The following is a 26913-nucleotide window of genomic DNA, read 5'->3' as shown; positions in this document are numbered from 1 at the left end:
AGCGAAAATGCATTTTTCCCTAGCTGTCATTGGCGATATTCATGGTTGTTGGTCTATAACAGATGCCAAGCTTTTAGAAGGGTTAGGGGTTGATTTAGCTCTGTTTGTGGGCGATTTTGGTAATGAAGCGGTGGATATTGTGGCGGCGATCGCCCAGCTATCCTTACCCATTGCCGTTGCCTTTGGTAATCATGATGCCTGGTATAGTGCCTCCTCCTGGGGACGAAAGAAATGTCCCTACGATCGCCAGAGAGAAGATCGGGTGCAGCAACAGCTTGATTTAGTGGGGTCGGCCCATGTGGGCTATGGCTGGTTAGGCTGTGAAGCCTTGGGTTTTGCTGTTGTCGGCGGGCGGCCCTTTAGTTGGGGTGGGCCCCATTGGCAACATCGCCAGTTTTTGCGGCAGCGATTTGGGGTAGAGAGTTTTCAGCAATCCAGCGATCGCATTGTTCAGTCTGCCTTAGATTCTTCCTTTGACCAGTTAATTTTTCTATCCCATAATGGCCCCACTGGTTTAGGCGATCGCCCGGATGATCCCTGTGGCCGCGATTGGATGCCCCTTGGGGGAGACTTTGGGGATCCTGACCTGGCCATGGCCATTACCGCATTAAAGGCCCAAGGGAAAACCATTCCTCTGGTAGCCTTTGGTCACATGCACCATCGCCTACGCCATCGCCGCGATCGCCAACGGACACGTCTGTGTTGCCGAGATCAAACCCTTTACCTAAATGCAGCCCTCAGCCCTCGAATAATGCCGTCTCCCGTGGGGTCCTGGCATGGATTTACGCTGGTTGAATTTCTGGATGGGGCGATCGCCTGTGTGGATATTTGTTGGCTCAATCCCCTAACGAATCAAGAAAAAAAGGAAAACCTATACTCAGGGATGCCAGAAACCAACACCTGGGAAAAGTAGAACCATAAAATAAAAATAATACAAACCAACTAGCTCAAGCCATGGGTGTAAAAAATTCATAGACCGTACCATCGGGCATGGTGGCCTGCTCTAACGTAGCAGCCGCAAGGAGGGCCGAGCGTTTTGCCTCCGCACCCAAGAGATCCGCACCGGTCAGATCCGCACATTCAAAGCTGGCCCCCCGCAGTAATGCTCCCCGTAAATTGGCTCCCCGCAGGCAAGTTCCCCCTAGGACAGCCTTTTGTAAATTAGCTCGACACAGTTTGGCACCACTGAAATCCGATGCACTCAGGAGAGCATTGGTGAGAATGGCCTCCGTTAAATTCGCCGCCTTTAGATCTGCACCGAGAATTTTGGCATCGGTCAAGTTAGCCTGACTGAAATCACAACGGAGCAGATCTGCGCCATTGAGAATGGCCCCCCTAAGATTAGAGCCGGAAAAATTTACCTCTAGGACAACCTCTAGGGTTAGGTTTAATCCCTGTAGGTCTAGGCCACTAAAGTTAGTTTCTCCTTGGCGTAAGGCTAGAAAAAAGTCTCTTGTATTCACAGCAAAGACTCCTGAATTTAATTTCTTCTCGAATGAACATTATTCTTGACTGGTATTTTTACCGGTTTCCTGGGATTCTTGGGTTTTGGGCAGTCGCCAACCAGGCTTCACAATCTGGCGGGAACGGGCAATAACAAGACTATCAGCAGCGACGGATTTGGTGACGGTAGAGCCAGCGGCCACTGTGACATCTTCTCCCAGCGTCAGAGGGGCAACTAAGACGCTATTAGCCCCGGTTTTACAGCGATCGCCCAGGATGGTTTGATGTTTATTCACACCGTCATAATTGGCGGTAATGGTTCCGGCACCAATATTCACCTGTTCCCCTAGGGTGGTATCCCCCAAGTAGGCTAAATGGGAAGCCTTACTGCCATCCCCCATGCTGGCTTTTTTCAGTTCCACAAAATTGCCAATGCGACAATGCTCTCCCACTTGGCTGCGTTGGCGAATGTGGGCATAGGGGCCAATTTGACTGTGGTCGGCAATCTGACTTTGACTAACAACGGAGTAGCGCACTGTTGTGTCTTCACCAATGGTGCTATTTTCGATTAAGCTACCGGGGCCAATCTGGCTACCCCGACCAATGTGGGTCTCTCCTCGGAGGTGGGTCTGGGGTTCAATCACCACATCGGGACTCAGTTGTACGGTGTCATCAATGGTGGTGCTACCGGGATCAATGAGGGTGACTCCGGCCATCATCCATTCCCGTTTAATCCGGGTCTGTAAAATCTGGTAGGCGGTGGCCAGTTGTTGGCGATCGTTCACCCCTAAAATTTCTTCGTAGTCCTCCACATCTACAGCCATCACTGGGGCTAGATCATTGACGGCATCGGTGAGGTAGTATTCTTTTTGATCATTTTCTGTTTTCAGATGGGGCAGAACTTCTGCTAGGCGTGGCCAATGGAAGCAATAGACCCCGGCATTAATCCGGCGGTTTTGCTTTTGGGCCGTGGTGCAGTCCCGGTCTTCAATAATTTGCTTGAGGATATGGTTCCCATCACAGATCACCCGGCCGTATCCTTTGGGGTTAGGAATATGGGCCGTGAGAATTGTGGCCGCATTTTTGTGTTCTTGATGGGTTTGTAAGAGGGTTTGCAGGGTTTGGGACCGCAGTAGGGGTACATCCCCATTCAAAACCAATAGATGCCCGTCGTAGTTTTCCAGCAGCGGTAATACCTGCTGCACCGCATGGCCCGTTCCCAGTTGCTCCCGCTGTTCAACAAATTCAACATTGGCTAAGTGCTTCAGGGATTGGCAGACTAGCTCTCCCTCATACCCCACAATCACCATTTGCCGACTGGGTTCTAGGGCTGCCACACTGCGAAGAACCCACCCCACCAGCGATCTCCCACCGAGGGGATGCAGGACCTTGGGCAAACTTGACTTCATTCGTGTTCCACGGCCGGCGGCAAGCACAGCAACGACAATCATCCTGCTTCCTCAGTAATCGCATCAATTTAATTGCATCAATTGGGGTGAGGCTTTCTACTCTAAAGGAGTATACCAAGGTTAGGTCGAATCGGCAGTTCCATCCCAGCGGAGAATCGTTTCCGTCCAAATTTTTTGATATTGGGCCGCCACCTCTGGAGCCTGGGGCAAAATGAATTCACTGGCTGCTAGGGCGGGGCCATCCGTTAACAGTAGGGTTTCTGCGGGACTAGGCAGTTCTATATCCTCGCTAGAGAGAATCAGCGGGGATACCCCATCGCTAAATTGGGACAGGAGGCGGGCGACTTCAGGTTCCAACCAAAAGTTTAGCCAGGCCTGCTGATCGAGATCAAGGGGTTGATTTTCCCCGGACTGGGGCTGCACCCAGATATCTGTCCAGAGGGCCGTCCCGGATTTGGGCATCACGGCCCCCAGGGTATCGTCGCGTTTGAGGAGGGGTAAAACATCACTTGACCAGCCCACGGCCAGCCAGGTATCCCCCAACACTAGCGGTTGCAGGTAGGCATCGGAGCTAAAAAGCTTACAACCCTGGCGGAGGGATTGGAGATTGGCTAGGAGGGGAGGAATATCCTGGGGGCGATCGCTGTTGTAGGAATGTCCCAGGTGTTTGAGGGTCAGGCCAATGACTTCCCGTGGGTCATTTAACAGACTAAATTTACCTTGAAGATCCGATCGCCACAGATCAGACCAATCCGTGGGTGTCCAGCCTAACTCGGCAAAGCGATCGCGGCGATAAACCATCACCGTGGCTCCCCAGCGATAGGGGATGCCCCACACTGTATCCGTTGGCAGGGGAGGAGTTTCAATTAAACTCTGCCAGCGGGGATCCAAATCCTCCAGGGACGGCAGGGCTGATTTAGCCATGGGTTGAATTTTCCCTGGGGCGATCGCCCCATCCAGCCAGGCCTGGCCCAAACTCACCAAGCTATTGTCGCCCAGATCATCCGCCAGGAGGGCGAATAGATCCGCGGGGGTCAAATGCACCTGATAGGAAAGGTTCTGGCCCGATGCTTGGCGAAATCGCCGCAATAGTTGGGCGGGGAGAGACCCCTTGAGACCATGGATCGTCAATCCCGTTGGCGTTATTCCCTGACACCCCCCCGCCAGTAGCCCCAGGGATAGGCCTCCTAAACCCCTTAAAAAGGAACGCCGCTCCATTAACCCTGCCAGACCACCCGTAACTGACCCGGGGTTTGGGGAGACCCCAGCAATTCAACACGCTGATCATTGGCGGCCAAGTGGCGCAGGAGCAGATAGGCCATCTCGGCCTGTTCGGGAACGCCGAGTTTGGTTACTAAATCTATCAAGGGAATGGGCCCCGATTCCTGTTTCAGGGCATTCACTAACTTTAGTTGCAGGGCTAGGTTGGCGGCGGCGGCTTTTTTCCCAGCTTCGACCCCCGGTTGGTGATAGGCATTCACATTCACCAGAAATCCATAGAGACCAACCGCCCGCTCATAAAGGGCAATGAGGGCCCCCACCGTAGTCGGTGTCACCTCCGGCAGGGTTACGGTCAGGGACGGGCGATCGTTGTCGTAAAGGGCCTGACGAGTCCCCAGGAGCAAACCACAGAGATAGTCTCCCGAGGTGATCCCCGGCTCCACATCAATGGGGGTTCCCGGGCGATCCTTGAGAACTTCAATAAAGGTTAGAAAAAAGTTGGCCAACCCATCCCGCAATTGTTGAACGTAGGCGTGTTGATCCGTGGTGCCCTTGTTGCCATAGACCGCAATGCCCTGGTGAACAATCTGGCCATCGAGGTCTTTTTCCTTGCCGAGGGACTCCATCACTAATTGCTGAAGGTAGCGACTAAACAGTTGCAGGCTATCTTTGTAGGGCAACACCACCATGTCCTTTTCCCCCTTACCATTGCCGGCATGGTACCAGGCGAGGGCGAGGAGGGCGGCGGGATTGGTTTTGATCTGGGGGACGCGGGTGGCGGCATCCATTTGTTTGGCCCCGGTGAGCATCTCTTCAATGGCAATGCCCTGCAAGGCCGCCGGCAATAGACCCACCGCAGAAAGCTCGGAGGTGCGTCCCCCCACCCAGTCGTACATGGGGAAGATGGCTAACCAGTGATTGGTCTGGGCAATCTGGAAGAGTTTACTGCCGTTCATGGTAATGGCAACGGCGTGCTTGGGGAAATCTAGGCCCGCCCGTTGAAAGGCTGCGGCTACCTCCACCATGCCATTGCAGGTTTCCGGGGTTCCCCCAGATTTGGAAACCACTAAGACCAAACTATTCACGAGGCGATCGCCCAGTTGGGTCAGGAGGCGATCGAAACCGGCGGGATCCGTATTGTCTAAAAAATGAATATTCAACGGCGCATCCAGGGGAGCTAAGGCCTGGGAGACAAACTGGGGTCCCAGAGCCGATCCACCAATGCCCACGGAAATCACATCCCTAAATTTTCCCCCCTGGGGTGGGGCAATCTGGCCGGAATGCACCTGATCCACAAAGGTTTTAATTTGCTCCAGGGTTGCCCTAATTTCGGCGGTGAGTTCCGGTGCTGGGGCAAGGTCAGGATCCCGCAGCCAATAGTGGCCCACCATTCGATCCTCATCGGGATTGGCGATCGCCCCGGCCTCTAGCTCTGCCATTGCCTGAAATGCCTGCTGAAACGCAGGGGTTAATGTCGCCACCGTGGCTTGATCTAGACCCATCCGACTGACATCGAGATAGAGTTTAAGTTCCGGGTGATAGTATAACCAGTCTTGATACTGCTGCCAGAGTGTCAGAGGATCCATGCTCAATGTGTTCCTACAGTTCCCAGGTTTACCCTACCGCAGAGAAGTCCCTACCGTCACACCTCAACCCCGACTGGTAACGATTCTTTAGACCTGCTTTATAATTTGAGCCGGCAATTTCTCGGCAATCTTTGGGATTACGGGCCATGATAAGCTAATTCTATTCTCACAAAGGAGAGTTTTCCATGCCCATTGCGGTTGGGATGGTAGAGGTTTTAGGCCATCCTCCGGCCCTATCTGTTGCCGATGTGATGGTCAAAGCTGCCCGTGTTACCCTGGTTGGCTACGAGCGGGTGAGTGGTGCTCGCCTGACGATTATTGTTCGCGGTGATGTTTCAGAAGTACAAATTGCGGTGGCGGCCGGTGTGGATGCGGCGAAACGGATTCCGGCGGATAATCCCAAGGAAACAACCCTTTATCTGTCGTCAACGGTGATCCCCCGGCCCGATAGTAATCTGGAAGCTATATTTGAAACCATGTGTCTTCAGTATGGTGAAGGCTGGGAACGATTTTTTGCCTAGTTGGGCGATCGCTGGCTCCATTGACAATTTACATTTGTGGCCAATGGCTAAGTTATGGCTGAACTAAACCTGTACCTGCTGCGCCATGGCATTGCGGTTGAGGGAGATCTATTTCCCGGCCCCGATCGCGATCGCCCCCTGACGGCCAAGGGAGAGCGAAAAACCCGCGAAGTGGCTCGTGAATTCTTGAATTTTGGTATTGAAGCGGATTTAATCCTGTCCAGTCCGTTGCTGCGGGCCCACCAAACATCCCAGTTATTCCTAGAGGCGGGAGTTGCCCCAGAACTGGCGATCTCCGATACCTTGGCCCCCGCTGGCTCCTTTGGGGATTGGCTGCAATGGTTGGATCATTGGCGAGACGAAACCCATACGTCCTTGATGTTAGTGGGCCATGAACCCAATTTAAGCCATTGGACGGAGTTACTCCTCTGGGGCAAATCACGGGGGAGTCTACAGCTAAAAAAGGCTGGGGTGATCGGTTTAACTCTTCCGGAGGGTGATCCGGTGGGGAATAGCCTATTATTTTGGTTAACACCACCGAAATTTATACTCAAGGACTGATCAGCCTGAGCGCAATTGACGCAATTTTGCCCCTACTGCAAGTCTTGACTAGATAACCTTAGCCCCTTGTCCAGTCGTCCCAATCATCCCAGTCGTCCTCTGGGGGGGGAGGCGGGGTGGAATCGGCTTCTGGGTAGGGCGGCGTGAGAATGCGATACTCAGCATCGTAAACATCCTCTTTGGAAGATCCTTTGGCGACGGATCGCGGTGGTGGGTTGAGGGGGCGATCGTCCACGGTGCGAGGGGTGACTTTCCGCGATGGGCGATAGCTGTAGGAGTAGGGGGCACTGGGGCGGGGCCCGGGGCGATAGTTAGGGGTTTGGGGCGGTTTGTCTGCGGGGATGGGTTCTGAATCTTCTACCGGATCGTCAATCGGTGGATCATTAATATCCCGATCATCCATCCCTTGATTATCAAAGTTATCGTCAAAGTTAAAGGCATCTTCCCCCTGATCCTCTTGATCCCTAGTTCCAGAGCCTTCGGGGCCAGAGGGGGATTTTTGGGCCGATGGTTTCCTGGGGCGGGGGCGATCGCTGCGTCCGGTATCCGGGCCAATCAGCCAGAGAATAGTTGCGCCAGTGACATAACCCAACAGAACCGCCGCCACGATCCATAGGGAAAAGGGAAGGGTGGGCGATCGCCGGCCTAAAAACGTTATGGCCAGGGATGGCTGCCAGTTTTGCACCCCTAGGATGCCCAAAAGCACTAAAAACAGTAGACCAAAGGACAGGCGGGGCATTACTGAATCGGCCCCTGCCACCGCTGCAACGGCACACAATCTAAACCCAGTTGATCTAAGGCGCGGGCAACCACAAAATCAACTAAATCCTCAATAGTTTGGGGGCGATGGTACCAAGCGGGAATGGCGGGCACAATTCTGGCCCCTGCCCGGGCGAGGCGGGTAAGATTTTCCAGGTGGATGAGACTAAAGGGCGTTTCCCGGGGCACAATCACGAGTTTTCCCCCTTCTTTGAGTTGCACATCGGCGGCCCGCTCCAGGAGATCGGAGCTTAATCCCGCCGAAATTTTAGCAACCGTACTCATACTACAGGGAATAATCAGCATACCAATGGTACGGTAGGAACCACTGGCGATCGCTGCTCCAATATGGGTGGGGGGATGGCAGGTTAACTCTCCGCCCCATTCATCGGCCTGTTGCCGCCAAAAAAGAGCCTGTTTCTCCGGCTGGGCGGGCATTTTAATACCCTGCTCTGCTTGCCAGACCTGATGCACCGCCTTGGAGGCCACTAATTGAATAATCTGGCCTGCACGTAATAGAAATTTAATCGTTCTTACGGCGTAGATTAAACCAGATGCTCCCGATACGCCAATCACAATGGGGGAAGATAATGACACAATTAACCCAAGTCTAATAATCTCAGTCTAAATTAGTCCAAGCCTAGATCAAACTCAGGGATCACTCCCAGCCCCTCGTTCTTGGCAATCATTTTGAACTTCAATCCCTCGCTTCGTCTCAATTTTTTCTATTCTAGAACCAGATTCATCCTGTCGTCCGCCTTTGGTCTATCTATGGCAAACTCTCAAAATCCCACTCAGACCGAACGTAATCCTGATGTGAGTCCTCCTTCCCAGCCTGAAGTTGGGGAACCCCTAACCATGGATGCTGTGCCGGATCAGGTGTTGGCCACCCTGTTTGATTTACAGCTTCTGGAAACCTTAATTTTGCCGGAGTTACCGGATATTGAGAGTCTTTTTGCCGATATTCCCCCCCTGGTTCTCCTGGAGATGGCCCCGTTCTTAGCCCTCTCCGAGGAGGATTGGGCCCAGATGCAGGCAAGTTATGGACGACTAGAGGAGCATCTGCACCAAACCCTCACCTACCTGGCCAAGGTCAAGGCGATCGCCTATCAATTGCAGGCAGTGGCCAGTGAATTTGCCCCTCCGCGCCGTCGCCGCCAGCCCCAGCCCCCCCACCCCCTTGAACATTTATCCAGTGAACTCCTCCGGGCGATCGCCCAAACCCAGGCTGTCCTAGAGCCGGTGTATCCGTCCCTCCAAGACCTAGGGCAGTACTTAGACCCTGATCCCCAGGAAAAATAAATCTGCCCTGTAGCGTTCTGCGGAGGCCGTCGGCCATGTCCCAGGTGCATCGAGAACTATTGGCGATCATTGATCGGTGGCTCAGGGTCAATATCGGCGATCGCGGCATTGAGTGGAGTCTAGAGTATTTAGATCATCGCCTTTATATCTGGTTGGATGGAGCCAGCGTTGAGCAATGTCAAGCCTGGAGCGATCGCTGGACAAAGCAATGGAACCAACTCTTTCGCCAACTCCCCCATGCCCTCAGAACGATTAAGGTACTCGCCGGTCAAAAGGGCCATCCCTTTCCCCTTTGGCAGCAGACCTGGGAGCAGCCCCAGCCCGTCTCTCCAGCTAGTTCCCTAGGGAGCTTAGAAACTTTGGACTTCGCCGCTGTCACCCCAGGGCATGATCCCACGGTGGTAGACGGATCAGAAACCGGGGAGCGATTCATTATTTGTGGACTGGGAAGTTTGGGGCAATATTGTATTGATAGTTTACGGAAGTTTGCGGGCAAATCCCTGAATATTCACCTCTGTGCCATTGAACGGCAGCGGGATCCCGGTTGGGAAGTTCAGGGGATGACGGATATCCTGTCGGAACCGGTGTTGATTGGGGATTGTCGCCAGCCGGACTGCTTAGAGCAGGCGGGAATTCATAGTTGCCGCACGATTTTATTTGTCACCAGTGATGAAGCTACCAATATTGCCGGAGCGATCGCTGCCCGCCGCTTAAACCCCCAGGTGCATTTGGTGGTGCGATCGGGGCGGAAAAACCTCAATGCCCTCCTCCAAGAAAAGCTAGGGAGTTGTGTTGCCCTTGACCCCATGGAATTACCTGCGCCGGCCTTTGCCCTAGCGGGATTGGGGGATGAAATTCTGGCGGCTTTGACGGTGGAGGGACAGCAGCTACGAATTGTTCAGCATGGGATTACCGCCGATGAACACCGCTATATTAATTACCCTGCCCAACAACTACAACGCCGCCACAAACGCCTGCTCACGGTTCTGAAAACGGATCTAACAACGGGTTCCCCTAGTTCTCAATCAATCCCTCAGACCCAACCCACGACCTCCTGCTTTGCAACGTCGGGATCATCCTCCCGTCTATTTCATCAATGGTCTCCCGATCTAATCCTCCAGGTGGGCGATCGCCCCATTTCCATTGAATTGATTGAACCTGTTTCCAGTCCCAATTATGGGCAAGATTTTAACCTGATCCAATCCCTACACCAGTGGTTGCGCCACGTCCATCCCCGTCAACTCTGGCAAAAATTTTGGCAATGGGTCAATGGCGATCGCTCCCGCCGGATTATTTTTAATGGCTTGGAGGTGGGGGTTCTCCTCTGGTTACTGGCAGCCATTTTATTGCGGTTGAATGTGGCCGAGATTACCTGGCAAAAATCGTTCATTGCCAGTTTTATCTTACTCACCGGTGGCTTTAGTGATGTCTTTGGTGGTCTAGAGCCAGATCCCGTCCCCGCCTGGGTGCAGGGGATTTTAGTGATTATTGCCCTGATTAGTTTGCTATTCATTTTGGGCGTGTTTGGTTTACTGGCAGAAAAACTTCTCCAATCTCGGTTTGAATTTTTCCAGAAGCGGCCCCCCATTCCCGACGCTGGTCATGTGATCCTGGTGGGACTTGGCCAAGTGGGACAACAGGTAGCCCAACTTCTCCGAGAGTTTCAGCAACCCTTTGTGGTGATCGTTGAGGACTTAGATCCCCCCAATCTCTTGCCGGATGTACCGATTTTAGAGGGGAACATCATTCAACAGCTTCCCCAGGCAAATCTGGCCACGGCCAAGAGTATTATTCTCACCAGTGATGATGAAATGCTGAATCTGGAAGCAGCCCTCATTGCTAGAGGCACCGCCCAGGGCCACAATAATTCCATTGGCTTAGTGGTGCGAACCTACGATCAACTATTGAGTCAAAACCTAGCAGAGCTGTTACCCAATGCCCAGGGGTTGTGCGTCTATGAATTAGCGGCCGAAGCCTTTGCCGGAGCCGCCTTTGGTGAAAATATTTTAGGTCTGTTTCAAATTGCCAACCGCACGGTCTTGGTGGCTGACTACGCCCTCACCCCTGGAGATACCCTAGTGGGAAAACTGATGGCTGAAATTGCCTATGGGTATGGTGTGGTTCCCGTGTTCTATCAAAAAGAAAGCGCGGCGATCGCAGGGGAACGAACCCATCAAATTTTACCTGGCGATGATGTCCATGTCGGGGCCGGCGATCGCTTGGTTATACTAGCCACCATTCAGGGACTACGGCGCATTGAACGGGGTGAGTTAGCTCCTCGCCGCACCTGGCGACTTTGGGCCGGGAAACCCCTTTACCCCGAAGCGGGCCTGGAAGCAGGCAATATCATTACCAATATTAGCGGCTGCCCCCTCAGTGAATCCCGCAAGTTTATCGCCGCCTTACCCACCACCTTAGAATTGGCTCTCTACGATCATCAGGTGTACCGATTGGGCCAACAGTTACGCAATTTATTACCCCTGCGGTTCTATCCCGTTTGAGCAGGGCTATTTCACTTATTGTTTCGTAGATTTATAAACTATATGTTCAAAGTCATCACACAGTTTATCGACTAAATCTTCCATTTCTTTGAAGAAATACTCTCCCACGATTTTCCTATTAAGAATTTTATACTTGCGATAGATTTTAGCAAAGTCTTCGTAAATCTCATCTTCTGATACATTAGAATTGATTTTGACAATTAACCGTTTACCTTCGTCAGAATCCAAAACATAAGCAAACAGGTCTTGAATTTTTGCTTCAAATTCCTTAATCCGTTGGGCTTTAAGGTCTTCTTGTTCATTACGGGCTTCGATGACTGCCAGGATGTCAAATTGATGAACCTTATAAGTTCCGCTAGAGGTGGCAACTTTGGTTTCCCGCTTTTTCTTAGGTTCAGTTTCTTGGGCTTCCACTTCCACAATACCGATTTGGTTGTCAAAGTAGACTTCAATGGGGTCTTTGACATCGTCGCTGCGATGCTGTTGGTTATAGAGACGATTGAACAGGCATAGGAATGCGAGAAAGCTGGGTTCTTTGTATTTGTCGTCCAGAGTAATAACATACTCGATGCGGTTGAGAATGGTGAAGTATTGAGCGGCTTTGGCTTTGGCATCAGCCGTGTGTTGAGGGTTGGCTGAGATGTGTTTCTCGATGCTGCTTTCCAGGTCAAGGTAACTTTCTGGATTGTTGTGCTTGGCATCATCATTGAAGATTTGCAGGAATGCGTCAAAGAATTGGGTATAGACTCCAGACTTTTTAAGTTCTGAAAAGAGGATGTCTAAAATCCGCAGATCGCTGAAGGGATCAAAATCACTCACCACTACATCAGAGAAATGCTCAAAGGCATCTTTGATGTTTTGCACATTGACGTTGTTGTAGGAGAAGTCAACGATCTTACAGTCGTTTTTGTATTTGGCTGTGCGGTCTACCCGTGAGATGGCTTGAATTGCGGCAATGCCTCTGATTTCCTTATCGAGGAATAGGGTGTGTAGTCGCCGCTCATCAAATCCGGTTTGCAGTTTGGCAACGACGATGATTAAGCCGTTTTTTCTGAGGGCAAAGTTTTCTAAGACTTTTTCTTCGCTGAGTCCATCATTTAACCCGGTAGAGCTTTGCTGATCTTGACTGCTGGAATACACCACATAGATGGGGGCATCCGCATACTTCTCATACTTGCGCTGTTGGGTGATGGTCTGAAAGTGACGTTTAACGGCCTCAGCATACAGTCGAGCAGCTTTAATGGAGTACACCGCTAACATCGCTTTGCCTGTGCCTCTGATTTGTCGGTAGACATCTTTAACTAGCAAATCAGCAATGTACTTTGATATCTCATCAATGCGCTCTGTATTTTCGTAAATTTGTCTTTTATCAGCATCTTTGTAGTTGGGTTCCTTGAAGCCCTCTAGCTCATTACTGGGAAGGTCAAACAGCATCTTAGAGGCAACGGGAACGATATTTTTGATGGGGTTGAGGATGAAGCCGTCTTTAATAGCCTCATTCATGGTGTAGGCATCAAAGGGCACCCAAAGCTTTTCACTTTCGGCATAGCCGCTGAATTCTCCGAATCTTGCCAGGGTGTTGTCATCGGGGGTGGCAGTGAAGCCAATGATCAGGTTTTTCTTCGTGCGGGTTTGGTTATAGGTTGCGTTGGCATCAAAGGGGGTTTGCAACACATCGAAGATATTGACCATTTCTTCGTGTTGACTGCCACTGTTGGAGCGGTGAATCTCGTCAATCAAGAAGACGATGCGGAGATTAGCTAGATGTTGCAAGGTGTCGGCATCCAAGATTTTTCGCACATCTTGGAATTTTTGTAGGTTGATGATGACTAAGCGCTGATCAGAGATGAGGGCTTCTTGAAAGGTTTTCTTATCGTGAGCTTCGAGGAACATAGAGTTTTCAATGTTCATGTTCCGCATTTTGGCATCAATCTGGCTGCGGAGTTGCAGGCGATCGACCACGATCATGACCTTATTGTAGACATACTCACCATTGCGGCGTATATCTTTGAGTTGGAGGGCTGTCCAGCCGATAATGTTGGATTTGCCAAACCCAGCCGCATATTGCAGCAACAGGGAATAGACGTTTTTGTTGTTGGCGTAGGCTTTGCGCTTTTCGATTAGTTCGGCGCGTTTGGCGGGGGCAACGTGGGCAAGCTGTTGCTCTAGGTGGTGAATGAAGTAGTCATCTTCGATCTCGTGGTCTAGGAATTCGTCTATTTTTGCCAGGATCTTGTCAGTGCCAAATTTTTGCTTAGGTCGGGGGCAAATAAGTTGGCCTTTCTCGTCTTTGAGTTCTTTGCGACCATTGACCGTGTAAACTTCCCGCTCGATGAAGTTGTAGTAGAGAATTTCTTTTTCGATAAAGCTTTTGCCGTAGTGGAAGGTGAAAAGCTCTTTCAGCTTGTCTTTTTTATCGGCGTTGGGATTTAGCAGGGGATAGGGTTTGAAGGCTTCAAAGACTTTTTTATCGTATTCCTCACGATTGAACTTACCTGCTCTACAGGTGGCGAGGGCTTCATCAAAGAATTGATCGATGGTGCGGATAACGTAGGTTTCGGCAATGTCGGTGGTGGTGATGTGAATCGCTTTTTCAAAGATTTTCAGGAAGTCTCGGCGGTAACGTTCTTTTTCTGAGTCGCTGAGGTGAGGGCTTTGATCAAAGACTTCGTGATACTTTCTGATCGCTTCAAAGTAGTCTTTGGTGACTTTGCCCCGTCCGTTTTTCTTGGCAGTTTGGTTGCTGAAATTGGCTTTGAGTTCGCTGTAAACCAGATACAGACCATTGACAAAGAAACAGAGATCGGGGCGGAAGGAAAAGACTTTTTCATTTTTATACTCATATTTGTAGGGCAGTTCTTGAATAACGGAAAAAATATTTTGGTTGAATAGTTCGCTATCGTGAATAACGCTGTCATCGGTATAGAACAGATGGAGCTTAATCCCTCGCAGGGTAACGGATTTGTTGGCATTGATAAACAGTGCCATATTCCGACTGCTGGCGATCCGTTCTTGGATGAGTTCGATGAGGTCTGCTAGCAGAGCTTGAGGATTGCCGTTGTATTTCCTCAGCAAAGTTTCGTAAGCTCTCTGGTTGAGGGTGGTTTGAGAAATGAATTCTTGCAGATCTTCCTCAATGATCAAAGAACTGGTAACAGTGTTGGGTTTGACTTCCCGGTAGCCTAGCTCTGTCTTGATGAACGGAACGAGGAATTTGTCTTGCAGGTGAAGTTCACTCATAAGTAGGCTGGCTTTGCGACTATGCCAAAATAGAGAGGTAACATTTGTGACTCAGGCAGATGACGGTTTTTGAAACGATTGTGCGGGAATTAGTATCAGCCCCAGAGCCGTTACTCTTGCGGGTACTGGATTTTATCCAAGCGGTCAAAGGTAGCTCTACTCTAGCTGAAACTGGGGGAGATGCGCCACGGGTGCCCGGTTTGCATGTGGGACAGGTGTGGATAAGCGAGGATTTTAATGAGCCGTTGCCGGATGAATTTTGGCTGAGTGAGCTGGGGTGAGGGCGCTGATTGATACCCATGTCTTCATTTGGTGGACTGGGGAACCCAGCCGACTTTCTGCTTTAGCCCGTGATTTTTTGGTCGATCCGGGTAATGAGCCTGTGCTGAGTTTGGTGAGTATTTGGGAAATGCAAATCAAGCTATCCCTAGGGAAGCTATCCCTGCAATTGCCGTTGTCTGAACTAGTCGAGGATGAGGTGAAACGAAATCGCCTGAGCCTGTTGCCGATTGAGCTATCGTATATCTATGCCCTCAGTCGTTTGCCGTCTCACCATCGCGATCCGTTTGATCGGTTGTTGATCGCCCAAAGCCACATCATGGGATTGCCAATTGTGAGTATTGATACGAAGTTTGATGTCTACGAGGTTGAGCGTTTGTGGTAGATGGTAATTGATAGTTTTGATGATGGAGGTTAGGAGTTTTAAGAGTTCAGTGAGATAAGCTTTTAGGCTCTGATGGTGTTTGTCTTCGAGGTATTCGGTTTTGTAGAGGAGGTCTAGCCAGTAGTCAGTTTCGTTGGCTTCTTTGAGAGCAATGGCGAGTTTGTGGATGAAGTCGGCTTTGCTTTCAGCTTGCTCAGCTTCTCGGATTAATGCACCAACGGCGGTTCCCGATCGTAGAATTTGCCTGGATAAAACATACTCTCGCTTTTGCTCAGTCAGGTATTTACTCAGGTTGACGATCCGAACAGCAAAATCAAAACTCTTATCCTTAACAATGTTCCTCCCCATCCTCAATTCTCCATGTTTAATTGATAATGAATAATTTTCAATTTTCAATTTTTCATTCTCAATTGCTAGTACAGGGTCAAGATGCCGAGGGTAGGGTCATTGGTTAAGGTTTGGATATCGGCGGCGTGGGTTCGCAGGATGGATTCGATGTCGTTGGTGGAGCAGTTGCCGCGACGAATCCAAATGACTTTTGGCGGAAACCCTCTGAATGTAAGCAGTTCGTTGTAGTCGCTGTCTTTGGTGACAATGATGAAGCCATGGTGTTGGGCGTAGTCCCAAACCTCGCGGTCGTCGGCTTCATCTAGCTCAAGGGTGTAAACGTGGGTTGAATCTGGAAATAAATCAGCAAGCCGCTGGACTAATTTGGGTGAGAGGTTGTGATCAAACAGCAGCTTCATGCCTGTACCAGCAGGGTTTGGTGTTCGCGATCGGCGGCGTAGCTCAGGCAAGCTAATATGTCTTCTTGGGTGAGGTAGGGAAAGTCATCCAAAATTTCTTGGTAGGTCATGCCAGAGGCAAGGTAGGACAGCACATCATAAACGGTGATCCGCATTCCGCGAATGCAGGGTTTACCACTGCGTTTTCCAGGTTCTAGGGTGATTCTTCCTTGGTAGCTCATAGTTCACAGTAGATAATGGGCAATCGGCAATTGGCAATTGAAAATGAACAATAGATAGCTAAAACTGCGATTCTGAACGGGTTTCGATGACGAAATCTAGACACGCTTCGAGGTCATCGCCTTGCCAGGTGTTGGCATGTTTGAGTAGATATTGGGCATGTTGTCGCGTTTGATAGCGGTTGGTTGAATATCTGGGATTTCTCCTTTGCTGGTAAGGGATTGAATGGAATCGAGGAAGTTGCTAATGAGAATTAGCCATTGGGGTGAAAGGTTATTGAGTTGATAGTCGATTTTTTGCCGCAGTTGAGCCACATTCATTGTCAATTCTCCATTTTCAATTATCAATCACTTTGATTTTTCCAGTAACAACATCGTTAATTAGGGTCTTGCGAAGTTCCTTGAGTTTTTCGATTTGGGTGTTGATAGTTTGGATGATTTGGTCAATTTGATCGGTTTTTGTGTCTAGATAGTGGGCGATCGCTTTTTGTTCATCAAGCGGTGGTAAGCCAAAACCATGAGTTGACATATACAAACTTGTGATTCTTTTTTGCCCCGCAGTACCCTTCATAAAAGGTTCAGCATTCTTTCTAAAGAGAATATTGTGAAAGAAATAGTGTAGATACTTTGGCAATAATTCTTTCTGAGACCTAAAAACCATAAATTCGGTGCTCCCGAAGCCAATCCCATGTCTCAGATTTTTTACTAAGGCTACATTTCCGTTCTCCATACAGGGTGTTATCTTGGCAAAAATTACATCTTCATTTTTGAATTTTGTATAGCCACTAGAAACAGTATCAAGTGTCACGAAACTAAATTCTTTAATCCTCCCAATATTTTCATCAATATTACTCATCGGGACAAACTCAATTAAATCTGTTTCCTTTAATTGAGACGGTGTTTTTACCGAAACATCTGATTCGGTAATATCCTTTATCCGCTTAATTTCCCAATGCTCAGGAATTTTGCCGATCCATTCAATGCCGCTATTTTTCATCGGTACAGACTTATCAAGACCGCGTGTGACGGTTTCGTTAATGATCGCCCTTTTCAGTTCCTCATAGCGTTGGGCTTTTTGGGTGAGTAGGTCAATTTTGCGATCGATCTGGGCAGTTCTGGTGTCGAGATAGCGGGTAATCGCTAAACGCTCGTGCAGAGGTGGAAATATAATTGGGGTTATTTTCAGATTTGTAGAAGAAATAGAAGCTAAATTAGTTGTCTGCTTAGATCGGCTCAAAAAGAAATATTTTAAGAACTCTGTCTGTGTCATCCAGTTGATCCAATATGAGTTTTCAGAATCAAACGGTCTGACTGCAAATACATGATTTTGATGCAGACATCTTGGAATTTGCCCCTTCCAAACAGCTCCACGACCTAGTTTGTCATTGTCGCCTCCTTCCGTCATCAAAACATCACCAGGCTTTAATGAATACCTAGCTTCTTCACTAAGTTGAATTTCGATCCTGGAAATATTGTCCAACTCAAGACGATTTTCTTGAACATTAGCTACTCTCAAATACGGCAATTCGATGGTTTTCTTTCCCGATAGATTCCGTCCCTTTGCTACTCCGCTTCGTACTTCAGCAATAAATTTCAAGCGTTCTAATCGCCAATGACAAGGGATCTTCACTAATCCATCAATTTCACTTTCCTTGTACTGTTCATATCGACTGATTCTTAATTTCATGGCGTCAGACTCTCCTCTAACGCCTTCGACTCATTATTCAAAGCATCTATTTTTAATGGGTAATTGTGAGTTGACAATTGATAATTATCCATTGTAGTTGCACTCATATTGCACCCTTGTCTCCGCCATGACCCGATCCCTAAAATAGGGACTTAGTTCCGCCAGTGTTCTCAAATCCACAATTCTGCCTTGCAGTAGATCCGACAACTCTTCCTCGATCTGAGCCATCACCAAAAAAGTGGGAGTGTAATCTTTTTGGAACTCCACCAAAAAATCAATATCGCTTTCATCAGTAAAATCGTCTCGCAAAATCGAACCAAATAAAGACAACTTTGCAATTTTATATTGGATACACAGTTGCTCTAATCGACCACGACGAGGAATTGCGATCGGTGAAGCTCGTTGGGCATTGCTACTTATTGGTGGGTTCATAATGACAAAGTATCCTCCAACTCTTTTAACCGATAGTCTAACTCAGAAATATCATCTAAAATCTTCTCCACACTTCTCAATTGCCCAGGCATAACTGACAATTAACAATGAATAATTGACGATTATTAATTAAAACCGCCATAGGAAAATACATCCAAGGAAATAGATCGAATCGGTTCATCTTCCCGATGTAACATCACTCGAACTCCTTCAGTTGTCTCTCGGCTCAACACCTCCTCTCCACAGCGAGAGCAAACCATAGCCGGGATTTTTTCTACCAAATAAAATTTTCCTCGAACATTAAAAACTTCGCTAATAGACTCTGAATGAGACTCTTCTGAACCGCAAACATGACATCTAAACATCAGGGTTTCCTCCTTCGGTAATCCATCCATTGCATTGAGTCAGGTTCGTACAGTGTAATGATTTTTACGTTGTCAGATTCAATCCTTGAAACCTGAAGGTGTAAAGCTCGATTTGCTAGTGTGAATCCCAGCAGCAGACAACTTGGTGAATACTTGTCGTCTGGATAATCTTCAATCACCTCTATTTTTGTACTCGCTTCTCTAATCTCTGCCTCACTAATATTGCGCTCAACTGCCCGCTTAAAGGCATGGCGGGTAAATTCAAATTGTCCGGCTTGTAATTGGCTTTTAACCTCCTCTAGAGTCTTCATAAAGATAAAGACTGCTCTAGTTCTCTGAGTTCTTTATCTAAGGTCGAAATCTCATCCAAGATTTCCTCTACACTTCGCAATTGCTCAGGCTGATAAAATACCTTATTAAAATTAATTTCTACTCCCACCACATTTTCTAAATACTCAAACGGCTTCGTGATGTACTTCGCCATAAACGCTTCAATGGCCGCCCGATTCTCATCCGGGTCACGGTGATAGGGAATAATCTCATAATCCTTCTGATAGTCTGGCGTTAGCTCCACCGTAATCACAATGCTTTCCGGTTTGGTTTTCGTCTTTTTCTTAAACGCAGACTTCACCACAATCTTTCCACAGCCCAATGCTTCCCGCTTGCCCAATACCTCCTTAATCAGCGTTTCCTGATCCGCATCAAAACTGTATTGCGCCTTTTCCGTTGTCACCACCAACGGCTGTTCTTTATAATCCAACGAACTCACAAACGGCTTAATGTCATCGGTGAAATACTCGGATAGATCCCCCCTGCCCCCTTTGATAAGGGGGGTGCTGTCAGGCGGGGGGTTCTCAGGCGGTTCTAATATCGTGAATTCCGTTAACGTCCGTTCCCCGTTGTCCAGCTTCACAGGTTTAAGCGACCGACTCTTTTTCCCATCCTTCAGGCGATCAGCAAACGTTCTGCCCTGCTCATCCACATTCGTGAGCATGATCGCCTGCTTATTGAAATAGAAAAACTCCTTATCAAACACCCTGGCATAGTCGTTATCCGCCCACTTGCCCAAAGTATCGACAATTTCTAAACGATTGGCCTCATCTATCTCCTTCCGCTTCGAGCCTTTGTTTTTCTTCAGGGGCTTAAACTTTTCACTGGCATTGATCAGCATCACCCGATCCTTCCGCTCATCGGGTTTCTGCTTATTCAGCACCCACAGATAGGTGTAGATATTAGTGTTAAAAAACTCATCCGTCGGCAACTGGATCACCGCTTCCACCAGGTCATTATCCAGCATCCATTTACGGATATTGCTTTCCCCCGATCCGGCATCGCCACTAAACAGGGTGGAGCCATTATGAACCACCACTCCCATACCCGTGGCATTCATCTTCGAGATCAGGTGTTGCATAAACAACAACTGCCCATCACTCACCGCCGGGAGATGCTGAAACCGCTGGGTCTTATCGTTCTGGATGTCTTTCTGAAAGCCCTTCCAGTCCACCCCATAGGGCGGATTCGCCACCACCACATCAAACTCATCCGCAAAGAATTTGTCATCGGTTAGGGTGTTGCCATGCTCGATTTTAGAATCCACCCGAAACCGACCTTCAATCTTGGCTAAGGCGTAAAGGGCATCATTCCAGTCTTGCCCATAGGTCTGAGTCAGGCGGTTCACCTTCTCCTTAATCCGGTCTTCCACCCCAAACAGCAGGTTCCCACCCCCACAGGTGCAGTCATAGATTTTCAGCAGGCGGCCTGAGTCCTCAATCTTTGACGCGATAATCTCTGCAATCAGGGCGATCACATCATCGGGGGTGTACTGTTCCCCCGCTGTCTCAGCGGAAATATCCGCCCAACGGCGTTTGATGTGTTCCTCTAGGGTGGTAATTGCTGAGTTGTCAAAGGGCTTTAGGTCAATGCTGCTCCATGCCGTGACGTAGCTAAACAGCACCTTCTTAGCCTTGAGCTTGGCAATCACCCCTTTGATATCGAGAAACTTTTCCCCTTCAAAGGCATCCACCCCCAACAGGTCTTTAGTTTCGCCGTCATAGCCTTTCAGATAGGCATCAAAGTCCACATCAAAGGATTTATCGTTCTGGCAGATGTCCTTTAGGGTCTGGTGCTTCTCAAAGATATAGACGTTGTAGCCTTGGCCCTTGTCCTGAATCAATTCAATCAGGTCATTGGGTTCAATCCCATTGAAGGTGTCTTCCCCTAGTTCTGTCTTTAGGTCATCAAACATCCTGATCAGGCGGCTCTCAATCATCACCAGGGCAAAGAACGGCATCATATAGGACGGCCATTCCGATTCTTTGATGCCACAGCCCCGCAATAGGTCAGCCGTAGACCAAATCGTAGACTCGTATTGCAAGATATTCTGAGCAGTATTTGATAGAGCCATTTAGGAAGGGATACGCTTCGTGTCAAGGGGATAACTCAGTGTATCCGTTATGGCGATAGTCGTCACCCATCACCAATCAATGGCTTCATACAGGTCAGTGAGGGCGATCGCCACCCCCACAGATTGCAGATTCAGGGTTTGGTCAAGACCGTAATACTCTGTAAATAACCACTGATTTTCTGCCTGTTTCCCATACTGCTCCACATGGGGTTTGGATTGATCAATGAGTAAATATTCCTCAAAGGTGGGAATGGTGCGATAGGCTGCGAATTTATCACCCCGATCGTACCCTTGGGTAGAGTCTGACAAGACCTCGGCGATCAAAATTGGATTGATCACGGTGTCTTTTCGTCCTGGTTTAAGAGTTACTGGGCGGGATGTGACCATTACGTTGGGATAGGTATACAATTCGTCGGTCTCCTCTGGGCCAATGGCACGGGTAGGAATCCACAATCGCTGGTCAGTCACAAAAATACTGTAGGGCTGTTTCCGCAGGTTAGCCGTTAATAGAAAAACCAACATACGGATAATTTCGTTATGGGCAGGGGTTCCCCCAGGCATCGGGATGATTTCTCCATGGTGGTATTCATGGCGCAGTTCTGACCCTACGTCTAGATGCAGATATTCTTCGGCACTGTAGGTCTTTGGTTGGCTACTGGTGATGGTCATGGTTGGGGGATGGTCATCGTTGTTGTAATTGGGTTTTGCGTCCAAAGAATTGTAAAATCAATCCGTGAGTTTACGGCCGATAACGAGTGTTTAAGATTTAATCCATCACGCTCAATGAACCGTCGCTGTCCTCCCTACTGTCAATTTACCTCTGTTTAAGTTTTTAAGTTTAAGGATTGTTTATGACGGCTGCTTCCCCTGCTTCAAGTTCCAATCATCCCAATTTTTGCCAAGGCATTCAGTATTTTGGCTCAGATTGGCCCCAATGGCAGGATTATGGTCAAGCTGCCGTTATCGATGACCGTACCGGGGCGATCGCCCATGGACAGGATCCAGCCGCCGCCTACCAAGCACTGCTTTATGCCGATGCCCTGCGCTACCTAACCCTGCAAGTCACGGCAAGTAAGGCCTCGGGCCATCCAGGGGGGTTTGCCAGTCAAGCTGAGGCCTACGCAGCCTTCGTCTTTCTGGGCCATAAAAATATCATCACCGAGGTGGGCCACCATGCCCCCGGATTCTACAGTGCCATGTTTCTGGATCGTTCCCTGGAAGCCATGGATATTCATACCGTCCAGGATCTGCGCGATCGCTTCCGGGAAAAACACGGCCTGTTAGGGCATCTATCGGGCTATATTCCCGGTATTTTAGCTCCAGCAGGGCCCCTCGGTCAGGGGCAGCACTTTGCCATGGCCGCCGCCTGGTTGCATCGTCAAACCCTCTTTCCCTTTACCTTGGGGGATGGGGGCTTGGGTGAACCCTATGTGATGAGTAGTATGGGGCATTTCCATACCGCTTTTCCCTCCGTCACCAACTTTCTGCCCATACTGGTGTGGAATGGCTTTAGCCAAGAGCATCACAGCATGGTGTCGTTGCAGTCCAATGACCAGATGATCGCCTACTGGCAGGGGAATGGCTTCAAAAATGTCGTGCTGATCGATGCCAAGGACTTTGAGGATGGGGATCAGCCCGGGGCCTATGTGGACAGTACCCTCTTTTCCTTTGAGGGACGGATGAAATTTATGACCGCCGTACTTATGGGGGCACAAAAAGCGGCAAAAGCGGCCCTTGGGGGTGAATTAACGGTCTTTATCATTAAGCAACTCAAGGGGGCGGGGGTTCATGCCAAGGGAGCCAAATCCCATAACCTCTACGGCTATCACACCCTGGATAACGCCGACATTGTGACTGCCCTCGAAAAACGGGCCCTATCGGTGGCGGCTTGGCAACTGGTGCGGACTAATTGTGAGCGGGCCGGGGGCGGCCCAGCGGCCAAGGTTGCGGTCACTGAATCCGTGCTTGACCTACCAGACCTAGGAGAACTGCCCCTAGAAGCCTATTCGGTGGGGGGAGACGCCAAAGTATCCACAACCGCCATGGGCCAATTGGTGGCCTACGTGGGGCAAAAGGATCGCCGCTATTTGGTAACGAATGCCGATGGTAACGAAGCCTCTGGCATTGGCAATATTAACCAAGCCCTCAAGATTATTCACCCCACCCCGGACCCCCTCTATAACCAGGAACCCACGGGCCAAGTCTATGAACCCCTGAGCGAAGATGCCTGTGCTGGATTAGCGGCAGGATTATGTTTAATGGGCAGTCGAACCCTTTGGTGCTCCTACGAATCCTTTGCTATTAATGGCTTACCCATCTGGCAGACCGTGACCCAGGCCATGGCTGAACTGCGCCGTCCCACCCCCTCCACCGTCACCCTTTATACCGCCGGAGCCTTAGAACAGGGGCGGAATGGCTGGACTCACCAACGCCCAGAAATTGAAGCCTACTTCGGGGCAATGATGCGGAATGGAAATATCTTCCCGTTGTTTCCCGCCGATGCCAATAGTGTTCAGGTGTGCTACCAGTGGGCATTGAGTACCCAAAATAAGGGTATTGCGATTATTGCCAGCAAGTCTCCCCTGCCGATTCGCACGACGTTTGCCCAAACCGAAGAGGCTCTGGTGAAGGGTGGTGTGATTCTTTACGAGAGTGAAGGATCTGGGCCACTGGTTGTCTTGGCTGCCTTGGGGGATATGATCTTACTGCCCGTGTTTGCGGCGGCGAAATCCCTGGAAGCGGAAGGGGTACGGGTACGAATTGTGTCGGTGATCAGTCCGCGGCGGCTCTACCGTCCCAGTGATGTGGCCTGGAGTACTTGCTCAGAACCCGATGGGGGTTTTGCGGATGATGCAACCTTTGAAGCTCTCTTTGGCGGCAATGCTCTCCTGGGAATTACGGGGGGGCCGGGGGCTATGCTAGAACCCTTGATGTTGCGTTCTCCGTTGAACCGAGATTTAATGACCTGGCAACGGGGAGAAACCACTGCCAGTGCATCGGAGCTAATGGCCTTTAATGGTATTACGCCGGAAGCCATTCAAACCCGGGCGATCGCCCTTTTGGGAATGGATTCAGAATAAGCTCCTGAACATTATTGGTTTAATCATCCTTTACCGTTCCACGCGAATAATGTTTTCAGTCATGGTTTCAAAGGCATCATCATGGCTAATAATAAATAGCTGACGGAAACTCTTTAGGTGACTTAGGGCATCCGCAAGCTGTTGCCGACGGTGCTGATCCATATTGGTGGTGGGTTCATCAAAAAAGGCAATATCCATATCCACTAAAATTTTTAAGAGTGCTAAACGCACCGCTAGGGCCGCACACATCTGTTCCCCCCCAGATAAACTCTTAAATGTGCGCCAATGGCCACTCTCCTGAAGCCGAATGTCATAGTCCTCTGTCCAGGTCAAGGCCACATCTGGGCGATTGAGGAGTTCCCGAATCAGGCGATCGCCCTCGCGGGAAATACTACTAATGAAATACTGACTAATCCGAGGGCCACTACTATTGAAAATTTGTCGGGCATCATGAATGAATTGCAGAATTCGTCGCTTTTCTTGCAGTTGATGTTCAGCAACTTGCAGTTCCTCATAAAGGTTCTGGGCCTGATCAAGGGCCTGTTGTAGTTGGGCCCGTTGGGCTTCTTTTAGGGGTAAGGCTCCCTGGAGATAGTGGCATTGGGCTTGAGTCTGCTCGTAGGCTTGATTTAGCTGGGCAAGTTCGGCTGGATCAAAGGTCTGAGACTGTTGATTTAAGGTGGTTTCTGTGGCCAGGTAGTCCTGATCAAGGGCCGTTAATTGACTCAGAACCCGATCTAAGTCCCCCTGGCGATCTACGAGGGTTTGTGCCATGGCCAGGTGTTGCAGATAAATTTGATAGCCATGGCTGACCTGCTGCTGTTCCTGGAACAACTGTTGTCGTTCGCCTTCAATGCTATCTAGGCTTGTGAGTTCCTGATTGACTTGGCATAATGCCTCACGGATTTGGCTTTGTTCTGCCCTAAGTTGCCCCTGTGCCTGCTGAAGTTGGGGTGTCTTTTCTTGCTGTTCCTGCAACATCTGAATTTTAGTGCGGGGATGGTCTAATTGGGCGAGTTCTTGCTCTAGTTGATGTTGGCGATCGCGGAGGTCGTTGGCGGAAATCAGACTTTTTTCGAGAATCGTAATTTGTATTTGCAGTTGGTGGAGGGTTACCTCCAAAGTGTGCCGCTGCTGCTGCCGTTCCCCCAGGGTTGCCAGGGCCCGTTGAGCGTTTTGGGCCTGATGAATCTGCTGATCCAGTTGGCGAAGGTCTGCCTGGAGAGTCTCTAGGGGGGGAGCATCCCCTAGGGCCTGATACAGTTGCCCTAGACTGCTGAATAATTGATCGTATTCCGATCGGCCCTGCTCAATGGTGGCGATCGCCTGTTCAAGAATGGGGGATGGCAATTCGGCACGAAGGAGACCAAGGATGGCTTCTGCTTGGGGATACCAGCGATCGCGGCCCTGATAGCCTTTTTGGACTAACGCACCTAACTCTGTGGCAAAGGCTTGGGCAGCTTGGCGATGGGTGATCTGGTTTTGCCGTTGCTGGCGTTGATCTTCCAAGTCTCCTAACCTATCAGCCCCGACGGTTTGGGGATGCAAAGCTTCAATTTCTTGATCCAGGGCGTTTTGGGTCTGGAGATGGCGTTGCTGTTGTTCCTGTAATACCCGTAATTCCGTTGCCTGGGTCTGGGCCGTTTTTAATGCTGTGGCCAGGATATGGAGTTCCTGCTCAATGTGCTGCTGCCGCAAAAGGAGGGGGCTTAATTCCTGGATTTTGGCATCCGCCGTGGCGATCGCCTGGAGTTGGAACTCAATTTTTAGCTGCTGGGCCTGGATCTGCTGGAATTGGTTGTCCAAATCTTGGCCTTGGATTTGTAGGCTTGAGCGAGCCGTTAACCGTTGCTCCAGTCCTTGGATCAGGAGTTGCAGTTCACCGTAGCGTTGGTAGTCGGGGTGGTGAGTTTCACATAGGCCTTGGCTATGCTGGGCCTGGTGGTATTGCTCCTGATAGAGCCGTTGCTGTTCTTGGGCTTGCTGGCGATTCCGTTTCAGAGTCACCAGGGTTTGCTGAAGTTGCTGGAGGGTTTCCGCCTGGATTTGTAGGGCTTGGCGTTGCCCCTGAAGGCTTTGCAGTGCTTGCTCTAACTCGCCTAACCGTTGGCGATCGCCATGAATTTCTTGGTCTAATGCTCGGTAGGCCTGTTTTTGCTGGGGCCATTCCTTCAGTTGCTCCTGATAGGCCTGGATTTTTTGCTCCAGTTGGGTGACTTGGCCGTGGGCATAGGTGCGAAGCTCCCGGGAGCGTTCGTAGGCTTGTTTGTACTCTTCAACGCGCAAAATGGGATCAAAAACTTTCTTGCGATCGGCCGCTGTCTTAAGAAAATCCGCCGTAAAGGTTCCCTGGGGAATGCCAATCACATCCGAGAACAGTTGACTGGGTTTGAGATCGCGTCCTAGGCCTAAATGTTGCTGTAGCCATTGGCCCACATCCTCTTTTTTCTTCAGGCCCAATTGTTTTTTTAGCTGGGGATCGTAAATATCGTAGCCTTGGGAGGTACAGCGTTGAATATGGTACGTGCATCCATCCTGGGCAGAGGTAAAAACCACCCGCACCTTTGCACTATTGCTCCCGGCGCGAATCAGTTCTGCCTTGGGATAATCGGCATGGTCAAACAAAACCCAGGCGATCGCCTCAATAATGCTGGTTTTACCGGCTCCATTATCACCACAAATGGCATTAATTCCAGGGGCAAAGGCAAAATGGCGATCGCGGTGAATCTTAAAATCTGTGAGGGTGATGCCCTGAATTTCCATAGACGAGTCAT

At 49.7% G+C, this 26913-nt stretch carries 25 protein-coding genes and 1 pseudogene; 8 read left to right on the top strand and 18 right to left on the bottom strand.

Annotation, left to right across the window (positions count from 1 at the left end; genetic code table 11):
* The first annotated feature begins 7 nt into the window (after positions 1–7).
* Positions 8–913: a TIGR04168 family protein gene (locus tag L3556_RS09225; RefSeq protein WP_277866983.1), complete on the top strand. Its 906-nt coding sequence runs from the start codon at positions 8–10 to the stop codon at positions 911–913.
* Positions 914–947: 34 nt separating this feature from the next.
* On the opposite strand, the gene L3556_RS09220 is transcribed toward L3556_RS09225, so the two are convergent.
* The 4 genes from L3556_RS09220 to L3556_RS09205 all read right to left on the bottom strand — a co-directional run bounded on the left by L3556_RS09220 (position 948) and on the right by L3556_RS09205 (position 5659).
* On the bottom strand, positions 948–1463 hold the full coding sequence (locus L3556_RS09220) for a pentapeptide repeat-containing protein (RefSeq protein WP_277866982.1): 516 nt from the start codon (positions 1461–1463) through the stop codon (positions 948–950).
* Between the two features lie 39 nt (positions 1464–1502).
* Positions 1503–2894, bottom strand: a complete 1392-nt coding sequence (gene glmU, locus L3556_RS09215) for a bifunctional UDP-N-acetylglucosamine diphosphorylase/glucosamine-1-phosphate N-acetyltransferase GlmU (protein ID WP_277866981.1) — start codon at positions 2892–2894, stop codon at positions 1503–1505.
* A 78-nt stretch (positions 2895–2972) separates the two neighbouring features.
* Positions 2973–4070: an extracellular solute-binding protein gene (locus L3556_RS09210; RefSeq protein ID WP_277866980.1), complete on the bottom strand. Its 1098-nt coding sequence runs from the start codon at positions 4068–4070 to the stop codon at positions 2973–2975.
* Positions 4070–5659, bottom strand: coding sequence for a glucose-6-phosphate isomerase (locus L3556_RS09205; protein ID WP_277866979.1), 1590 nt, complete (start codon positions 5657–5659; stop codon positions 4070–4072). Before L3556_RS09205 ends, L3556_RS09210 begins: the two co-directional genes overlap by 1 nt.
* Before the next feature lie 185 nt (positions 5660–5844).
* Here L3556_RS09205 and L3556_RS09200 point away from each other — a divergent pair, with 185 nt between their 5' ends.
* Positions 5845–6180: a carbon dioxide-concentrating mechanism protein CcmK gene (locus tag L3556_RS09200; protein ID WP_277866978.1), complete on the top strand. Its 336-nt coding sequence runs from the start codon at positions 5845–5847 to the stop codon at positions 6178–6180.
* A 54-nt stretch (positions 6181–6234) separates the two neighbouring features.
* A complete protein-coding gene (gene sixA, locus L3556_RS09195; RefSeq protein ID WP_277866977.1) occupies positions 6235–6741 on the top strand; it encodes a phosphohistidine phosphatase SixA in 507 nt (168 codons plus the stop codon).
* A 58-nt stretch (positions 6742–6799) separates the two neighbouring features.
* Here the strand turns inward: sixA and L3556_RS09190 are convergent, their stop codons facing one another.
* A complete protein-coding gene (locus L3556_RS09190; RefSeq protein ID WP_277866976.1) occupies positions 6800–7519 on the bottom strand; it encodes a hypothetical protein in 720 nt (239 codons plus the stop codon).
* Positions 7480–8097: a flavin prenyltransferase UbiX gene (locus L3556_RS09185; RefSeq protein WP_277866975.1), complete on the bottom strand. Its 618-nt coding sequence runs from the start codon at positions 8095–8097 to the stop codon at positions 7480–7482. The genes L3556_RS09190 and L3556_RS09185 overlap by 40 nt, the downstream gene beginning before the upstream one ends.
* A gap of 174 nt (positions 8098–8271) precedes the next feature.
* On the opposite strand from L3556_RS09185, the gene L3556_RS09180 reads away from it, so the two are divergent.
* Both L3556_RS09180 and L3556_RS09175 read left to right on the top strand, forming a co-directional pair.
* Entirely contained in the window at positions 8272–8802 is a 531-nt protein-coding gene (locus L3556_RS09180) for a hypothetical protein (protein ID WP_277866974.1), read from the top strand.
* Between the two features lie 35 nt (positions 8803–8837).
* Positions 8838–11303 carry an NAD-binding protein gene (locus L3556_RS09175; protein WP_277866973.1) on the top strand — a complete coding sequence of 822 codons (2466 nt, stop codon included), beginning with the start codon at positions 8838–8840 and terminating at the stop codon, positions 11301–11303.
* A gap of 15 nt (positions 11304–11318) precedes the next feature.
* On the opposite strand, the gene L3556_RS09170 is transcribed toward L3556_RS09175, so the two are convergent.
* The gene (locus tag L3556_RS09170; protein ID WP_277866972.1) at positions 11319–14543 is read right to left on the bottom strand and encodes a DEAD/DEAH box helicase family protein; all 3225 of its coding nucleotides are present in this window, start codon (positions 14541–14543) and stop codon (positions 11319–11321) included.
* A gap of 59 nt (positions 14544–14602) precedes the next feature.
* Between L3556_RS09170 and L3556_RS09165 the strand changes: the two genes are divergently transcribed.
* On the top strand, positions 14603–14824 hold the full coding sequence (locus tag L3556_RS09165; protein ID WP_277866971.1) for a hypothetical protein: 222 nt from the start codon (positions 14603–14605) through the stop codon (positions 14822–14824).
* Positions 14821–15126: pseudogene (locus tag L3556_RS16325) on the top strand (type II toxin-antitoxin system VapC family toxin); the annotation flags it as partial. The gene L3556_RS09165 and the pseudogene L3556_RS16325, both read left to right, overlap by 4 nt.
* On the opposite strand, the gene L3556_RS09160 reads toward L3556_RS16325, so the two are convergent.
* The 10 genes from L3556_RS09160 to L3556_RS09120 form a co-directional block, all read right to left on the bottom strand.
* Positions 15058–15555, bottom strand: coding sequence for a four helix bundle protein (locus L3556_RS09160; RefSeq protein WP_422110778.1), 498 nt, complete (start codon positions 15553–15555; stop codon positions 15058–15060). The pseudogene L3556_RS16325 and the gene L3556_RS09160 overlap by 69 nt on opposite strands.
* Before the next feature lie 65 nt (positions 15556–15620).
* A complete protein-coding gene (locus L3556_RS09155; RefSeq protein WP_277866969.1) occupies positions 15621–15953 on the bottom strand; it encodes a DUF5615 family PIN-like protein in 333 nt (110 codons plus the stop codon).
* Positions 15950–16174 carry a DUF433 domain-containing protein gene (locus L3556_RS09150; RefSeq protein ID WP_277866968.1) on the bottom strand — a complete coding sequence of 75 codons (225 nt, stop codon included), beginning with the start codon at positions 16172–16174 and terminating at the stop codon, positions 15950–15952. Before L3556_RS09150 ends, L3556_RS09155 begins: the two co-directional genes overlap by 4 nt.
* Positions 16175–16270: 96 nt before the next feature.
* Complete coding sequence (locus L3556_RS09145; protein ID WP_277866967.1) at positions 16271–16492, bottom strand: hypothetical protein; 222 nt, start codon at positions 16490–16492, stop codon at positions 16271–16273.
* 16 nt (positions 16493–16508) lie between these two features.
* A complete protein-coding gene (locus L3556_RS09140) occupies positions 16509–17858 on the bottom strand; it encodes a restriction endonuclease subunit S (RefSeq protein WP_277866966.1) in 1350 nt (449 codons plus the stop codon).
* Positions 17859–17942: 84 nt separating this feature from the next.
* Positions 17943–18290: a nucleotidyltransferase family protein gene (locus L3556_RS09135; RefSeq protein WP_277866965.1), complete on the bottom strand. Its 348-nt coding sequence runs from the start codon at positions 18288–18290 to the stop codon at positions 17943–17945.
* Between the two features lie 125 nt (positions 18291–18415).
* On the bottom strand, positions 18416–18655 hold the full coding sequence (locus L3556_RS16320) for a YgiT-type zinc finger protein (RefSeq protein WP_422110760.1): 240 nt from the start codon (positions 18653–18655) through the stop codon (positions 18416–18418).
* The gene (locus L3556_RS09130) at positions 18655–18966 is read right to left on the bottom strand and encodes a DUF4258 domain-containing protein (protein ID WP_277866964.1); all 312 of its coding nucleotides are present in this window, start codon (positions 18964–18966) and stop codon (positions 18655–18657) included. Before L3556_RS09130 ends, L3556_RS16320 begins: the two co-directional genes overlap by 1 nt.
* Complete coding sequence (locus tag L3556_RS09125; protein WP_277866963.1) at positions 18963–21059, bottom strand: HsdM family class I SAM-dependent methyltransferase; 2097 nt, start codon at positions 21057–21059, stop codon at positions 18963–18965. The genes L3556_RS09130 and L3556_RS09125 overlap by 4 nt, the downstream gene beginning before the upstream one ends.
* Before the next feature lie 69 nt (positions 21060–21128).
* Positions 21129–21773, bottom strand: a complete 645-nt coding sequence (locus L3556_RS09120; RefSeq protein WP_277866962.1) for a Uma2 family endonuclease — start codon at positions 21771–21773, stop codon at positions 21129–21131.
* A gap of 137 nt (positions 21774–21910) precedes the next feature.
* Between L3556_RS09120 and L3556_RS09115 the strand changes: the two genes are divergently transcribed.
* Positions 21911–24139, top strand: coding sequence for a phosphoketolase family protein (locus L3556_RS09115; RefSeq protein WP_277866961.1), 2229 nt, complete (start codon positions 21911–21913; stop codon positions 24137–24139).
* Positions 24140–24169: 30 nt separating this feature from the next.
* Here L3556_RS09115 and L3556_RS09110 read toward each other — a convergent pair whose 3' ends face one another.
* On the bottom strand, positions 24170–26902 hold the full coding sequence (locus L3556_RS09110) for an AAA family ATPase (RefSeq protein ID WP_277866960.1): 2733 nt from the start codon (positions 26900–26902) through the stop codon (positions 24170–24172).
* Positions 26903–26913: the final 11 nt, after the last annotated feature.

This window comes from Candidatus Synechococcus calcipolaris G9 (genome assembly GCF_029582805.1).
GTDB lineage: Bacteria > Cyanobacteriota > Cyanobacteriia > Thermosynechococcales > Thermosynechococcaceae > Synechococcus_F > Synechococcus_F calcipolaris.
This window is presented reverse-complemented; position numbering and strand designations above follow the sequence as displayed.

What these genes read in the sequence shown, in the direction of transcription:
- glmU (WP_277866981.1), bottom strand. Translation starts at nt 2,894, where the DNA reads ATGATTGTCGTTGCTGTGCTTGCCGCCGGCCGTGGAACACGAATGAAG.
- L3556_RS09165 (WP_277866971.1), top strand. Translation starts at nt 14,603, where the DNA reads ATGACGGTTTTTGAAACGATTGTGCGGGAATTAGTATCAGCCCCAGAG.
- L3556_RS09150 (WP_277866968.1), bottom strand. Translation starts at nt 16,174, where the DNA reads ATGAGCTACCAAGGAAGAATCACCCTAGAACCTGGAAAACGCAGTGGT.
- L3556_RS09140 (WP_277866966.1), bottom strand. Translation starts at nt 17,858, where the DNA reads ATGAAATTAAGAATCAGTCGATATGAACAGTACAAGGAAAGTGAAATT.
- L3556_RS09115 (WP_277866961.1), top strand. Translation starts at nt 21,911, where the DNA reads ATGACGGCTGCTTCCCCTGCTTCAAGTTCCAATCATCCCAATTTTTGC.
- L3556_RS09170 (WP_277866972.1), bottom strand. Translation starts at nt 14,543, where the DNA reads ATGAGTGAACTTCACCTGCAAGACAAATTCCTCGTTCCGTTCATCAAG.
- L3556_RS09145 (WP_277866967.1), bottom strand. Translation starts at nt 16,492, where the DNA reads ATGAATGTGGCTCAACTGCGGCAAAAAATCGACTATCAACTCAATAAC.
- L3556_RS09155 (WP_277866969.1), bottom strand. Translation starts at nt 15,953, where the DNA reads ATGAAGCTGCTGTTTGATCACAACCTCTCACCCAAATTAGTCCAGCGG.
- L3556_RS09225 (WP_277866983.1), top strand. Translation starts at nt 8, where the DNA reads ATGCATTTTTCCCTAGCTGTCATTGGCGATATTCATGGTTGTTGGTCT.
- sixA (WP_277866977.1), top strand. Translation starts at nt 6,235, where the DNA reads ATGGCTGAACTAAACCTGTACCTGCTGCGCCATGGCATTGCGGTTGAG.
- L3556_RS09135 (WP_277866965.1), bottom strand. Translation starts at nt 18,290, where the DNA reads ATGAACCCACCAATAAGTAGCAATGCCCAACGAGCTTCACCGATCGCA.
- L3556_RS09160 (WP_422110778.1), bottom strand. Translation starts at nt 15,555, where the DNA reads ATGGGGAGGAACATTGTTAAGGATAAGAGTTTTGATTTTGCTGTTCGG.
- L3556_RS09180 (WP_277866974.1), top strand. Translation starts at nt 8,272, where the DNA reads ATGGCAAACTCTCAAAATCCCACTCAGACCGAACGTAATCCTGATGTG.
- L3556_RS09110 (WP_277866960.1), bottom strand. Translation starts at nt 26,902, where the DNA reads ATGGAAATTCAGGGCATCACCCTCACAGATTTTAAGATTCACCGCGAT.
- L3556_RS09205 (WP_277866979.1), bottom strand. Translation starts at nt 5,659, where the DNA reads ATGGATCCTCTGACACTCTGGCAGCAGTATCAAGACTGGTTATACTAT.
- L3556_RS09175 (WP_277866973.1), top strand. Translation starts at nt 8,838, where the DNA reads ATGTCCCAGGTGCATCGAGAACTATTGGCGATCATTGATCGGTGGCTC.
- L3556_RS09125 (WP_277866963.1), bottom strand. Translation starts at nt 21,059, where the DNA reads ATGGCTCTATCAAATACTGCTCAGAATATCTTGCAATACGAGTCTACG.
- L3556_RS09130 (WP_277866964.1), bottom strand. Translation starts at nt 18,966, where the DNA reads ATGAAGACTCTAGAGGAGGTTAAAAGCCAATTACAAGCCGGACAATTT.
- L3556_RS09210 (WP_277866980.1), bottom strand. Translation starts at nt 4,070, where the DNA reads ATGGAGCGGCGTTCCTTTTTAAGGGGTTTAGGAGGCCTATCCCTGGGG.
- L3556_RS16320 (WP_422110760.1), bottom strand. Translation starts at nt 18,655, where the DNA reads ATGTTTAGATGTCATGTTTGCGGTTCAGAAGAGTCTCATTCAGAGTCT.
- L3556_RS09200 (WP_277866978.1), top strand. Translation starts at nt 5,845, where the DNA reads ATGCCCATTGCGGTTGGGATGGTAGAGGTTTTAGGCCATCCTCCGGCC.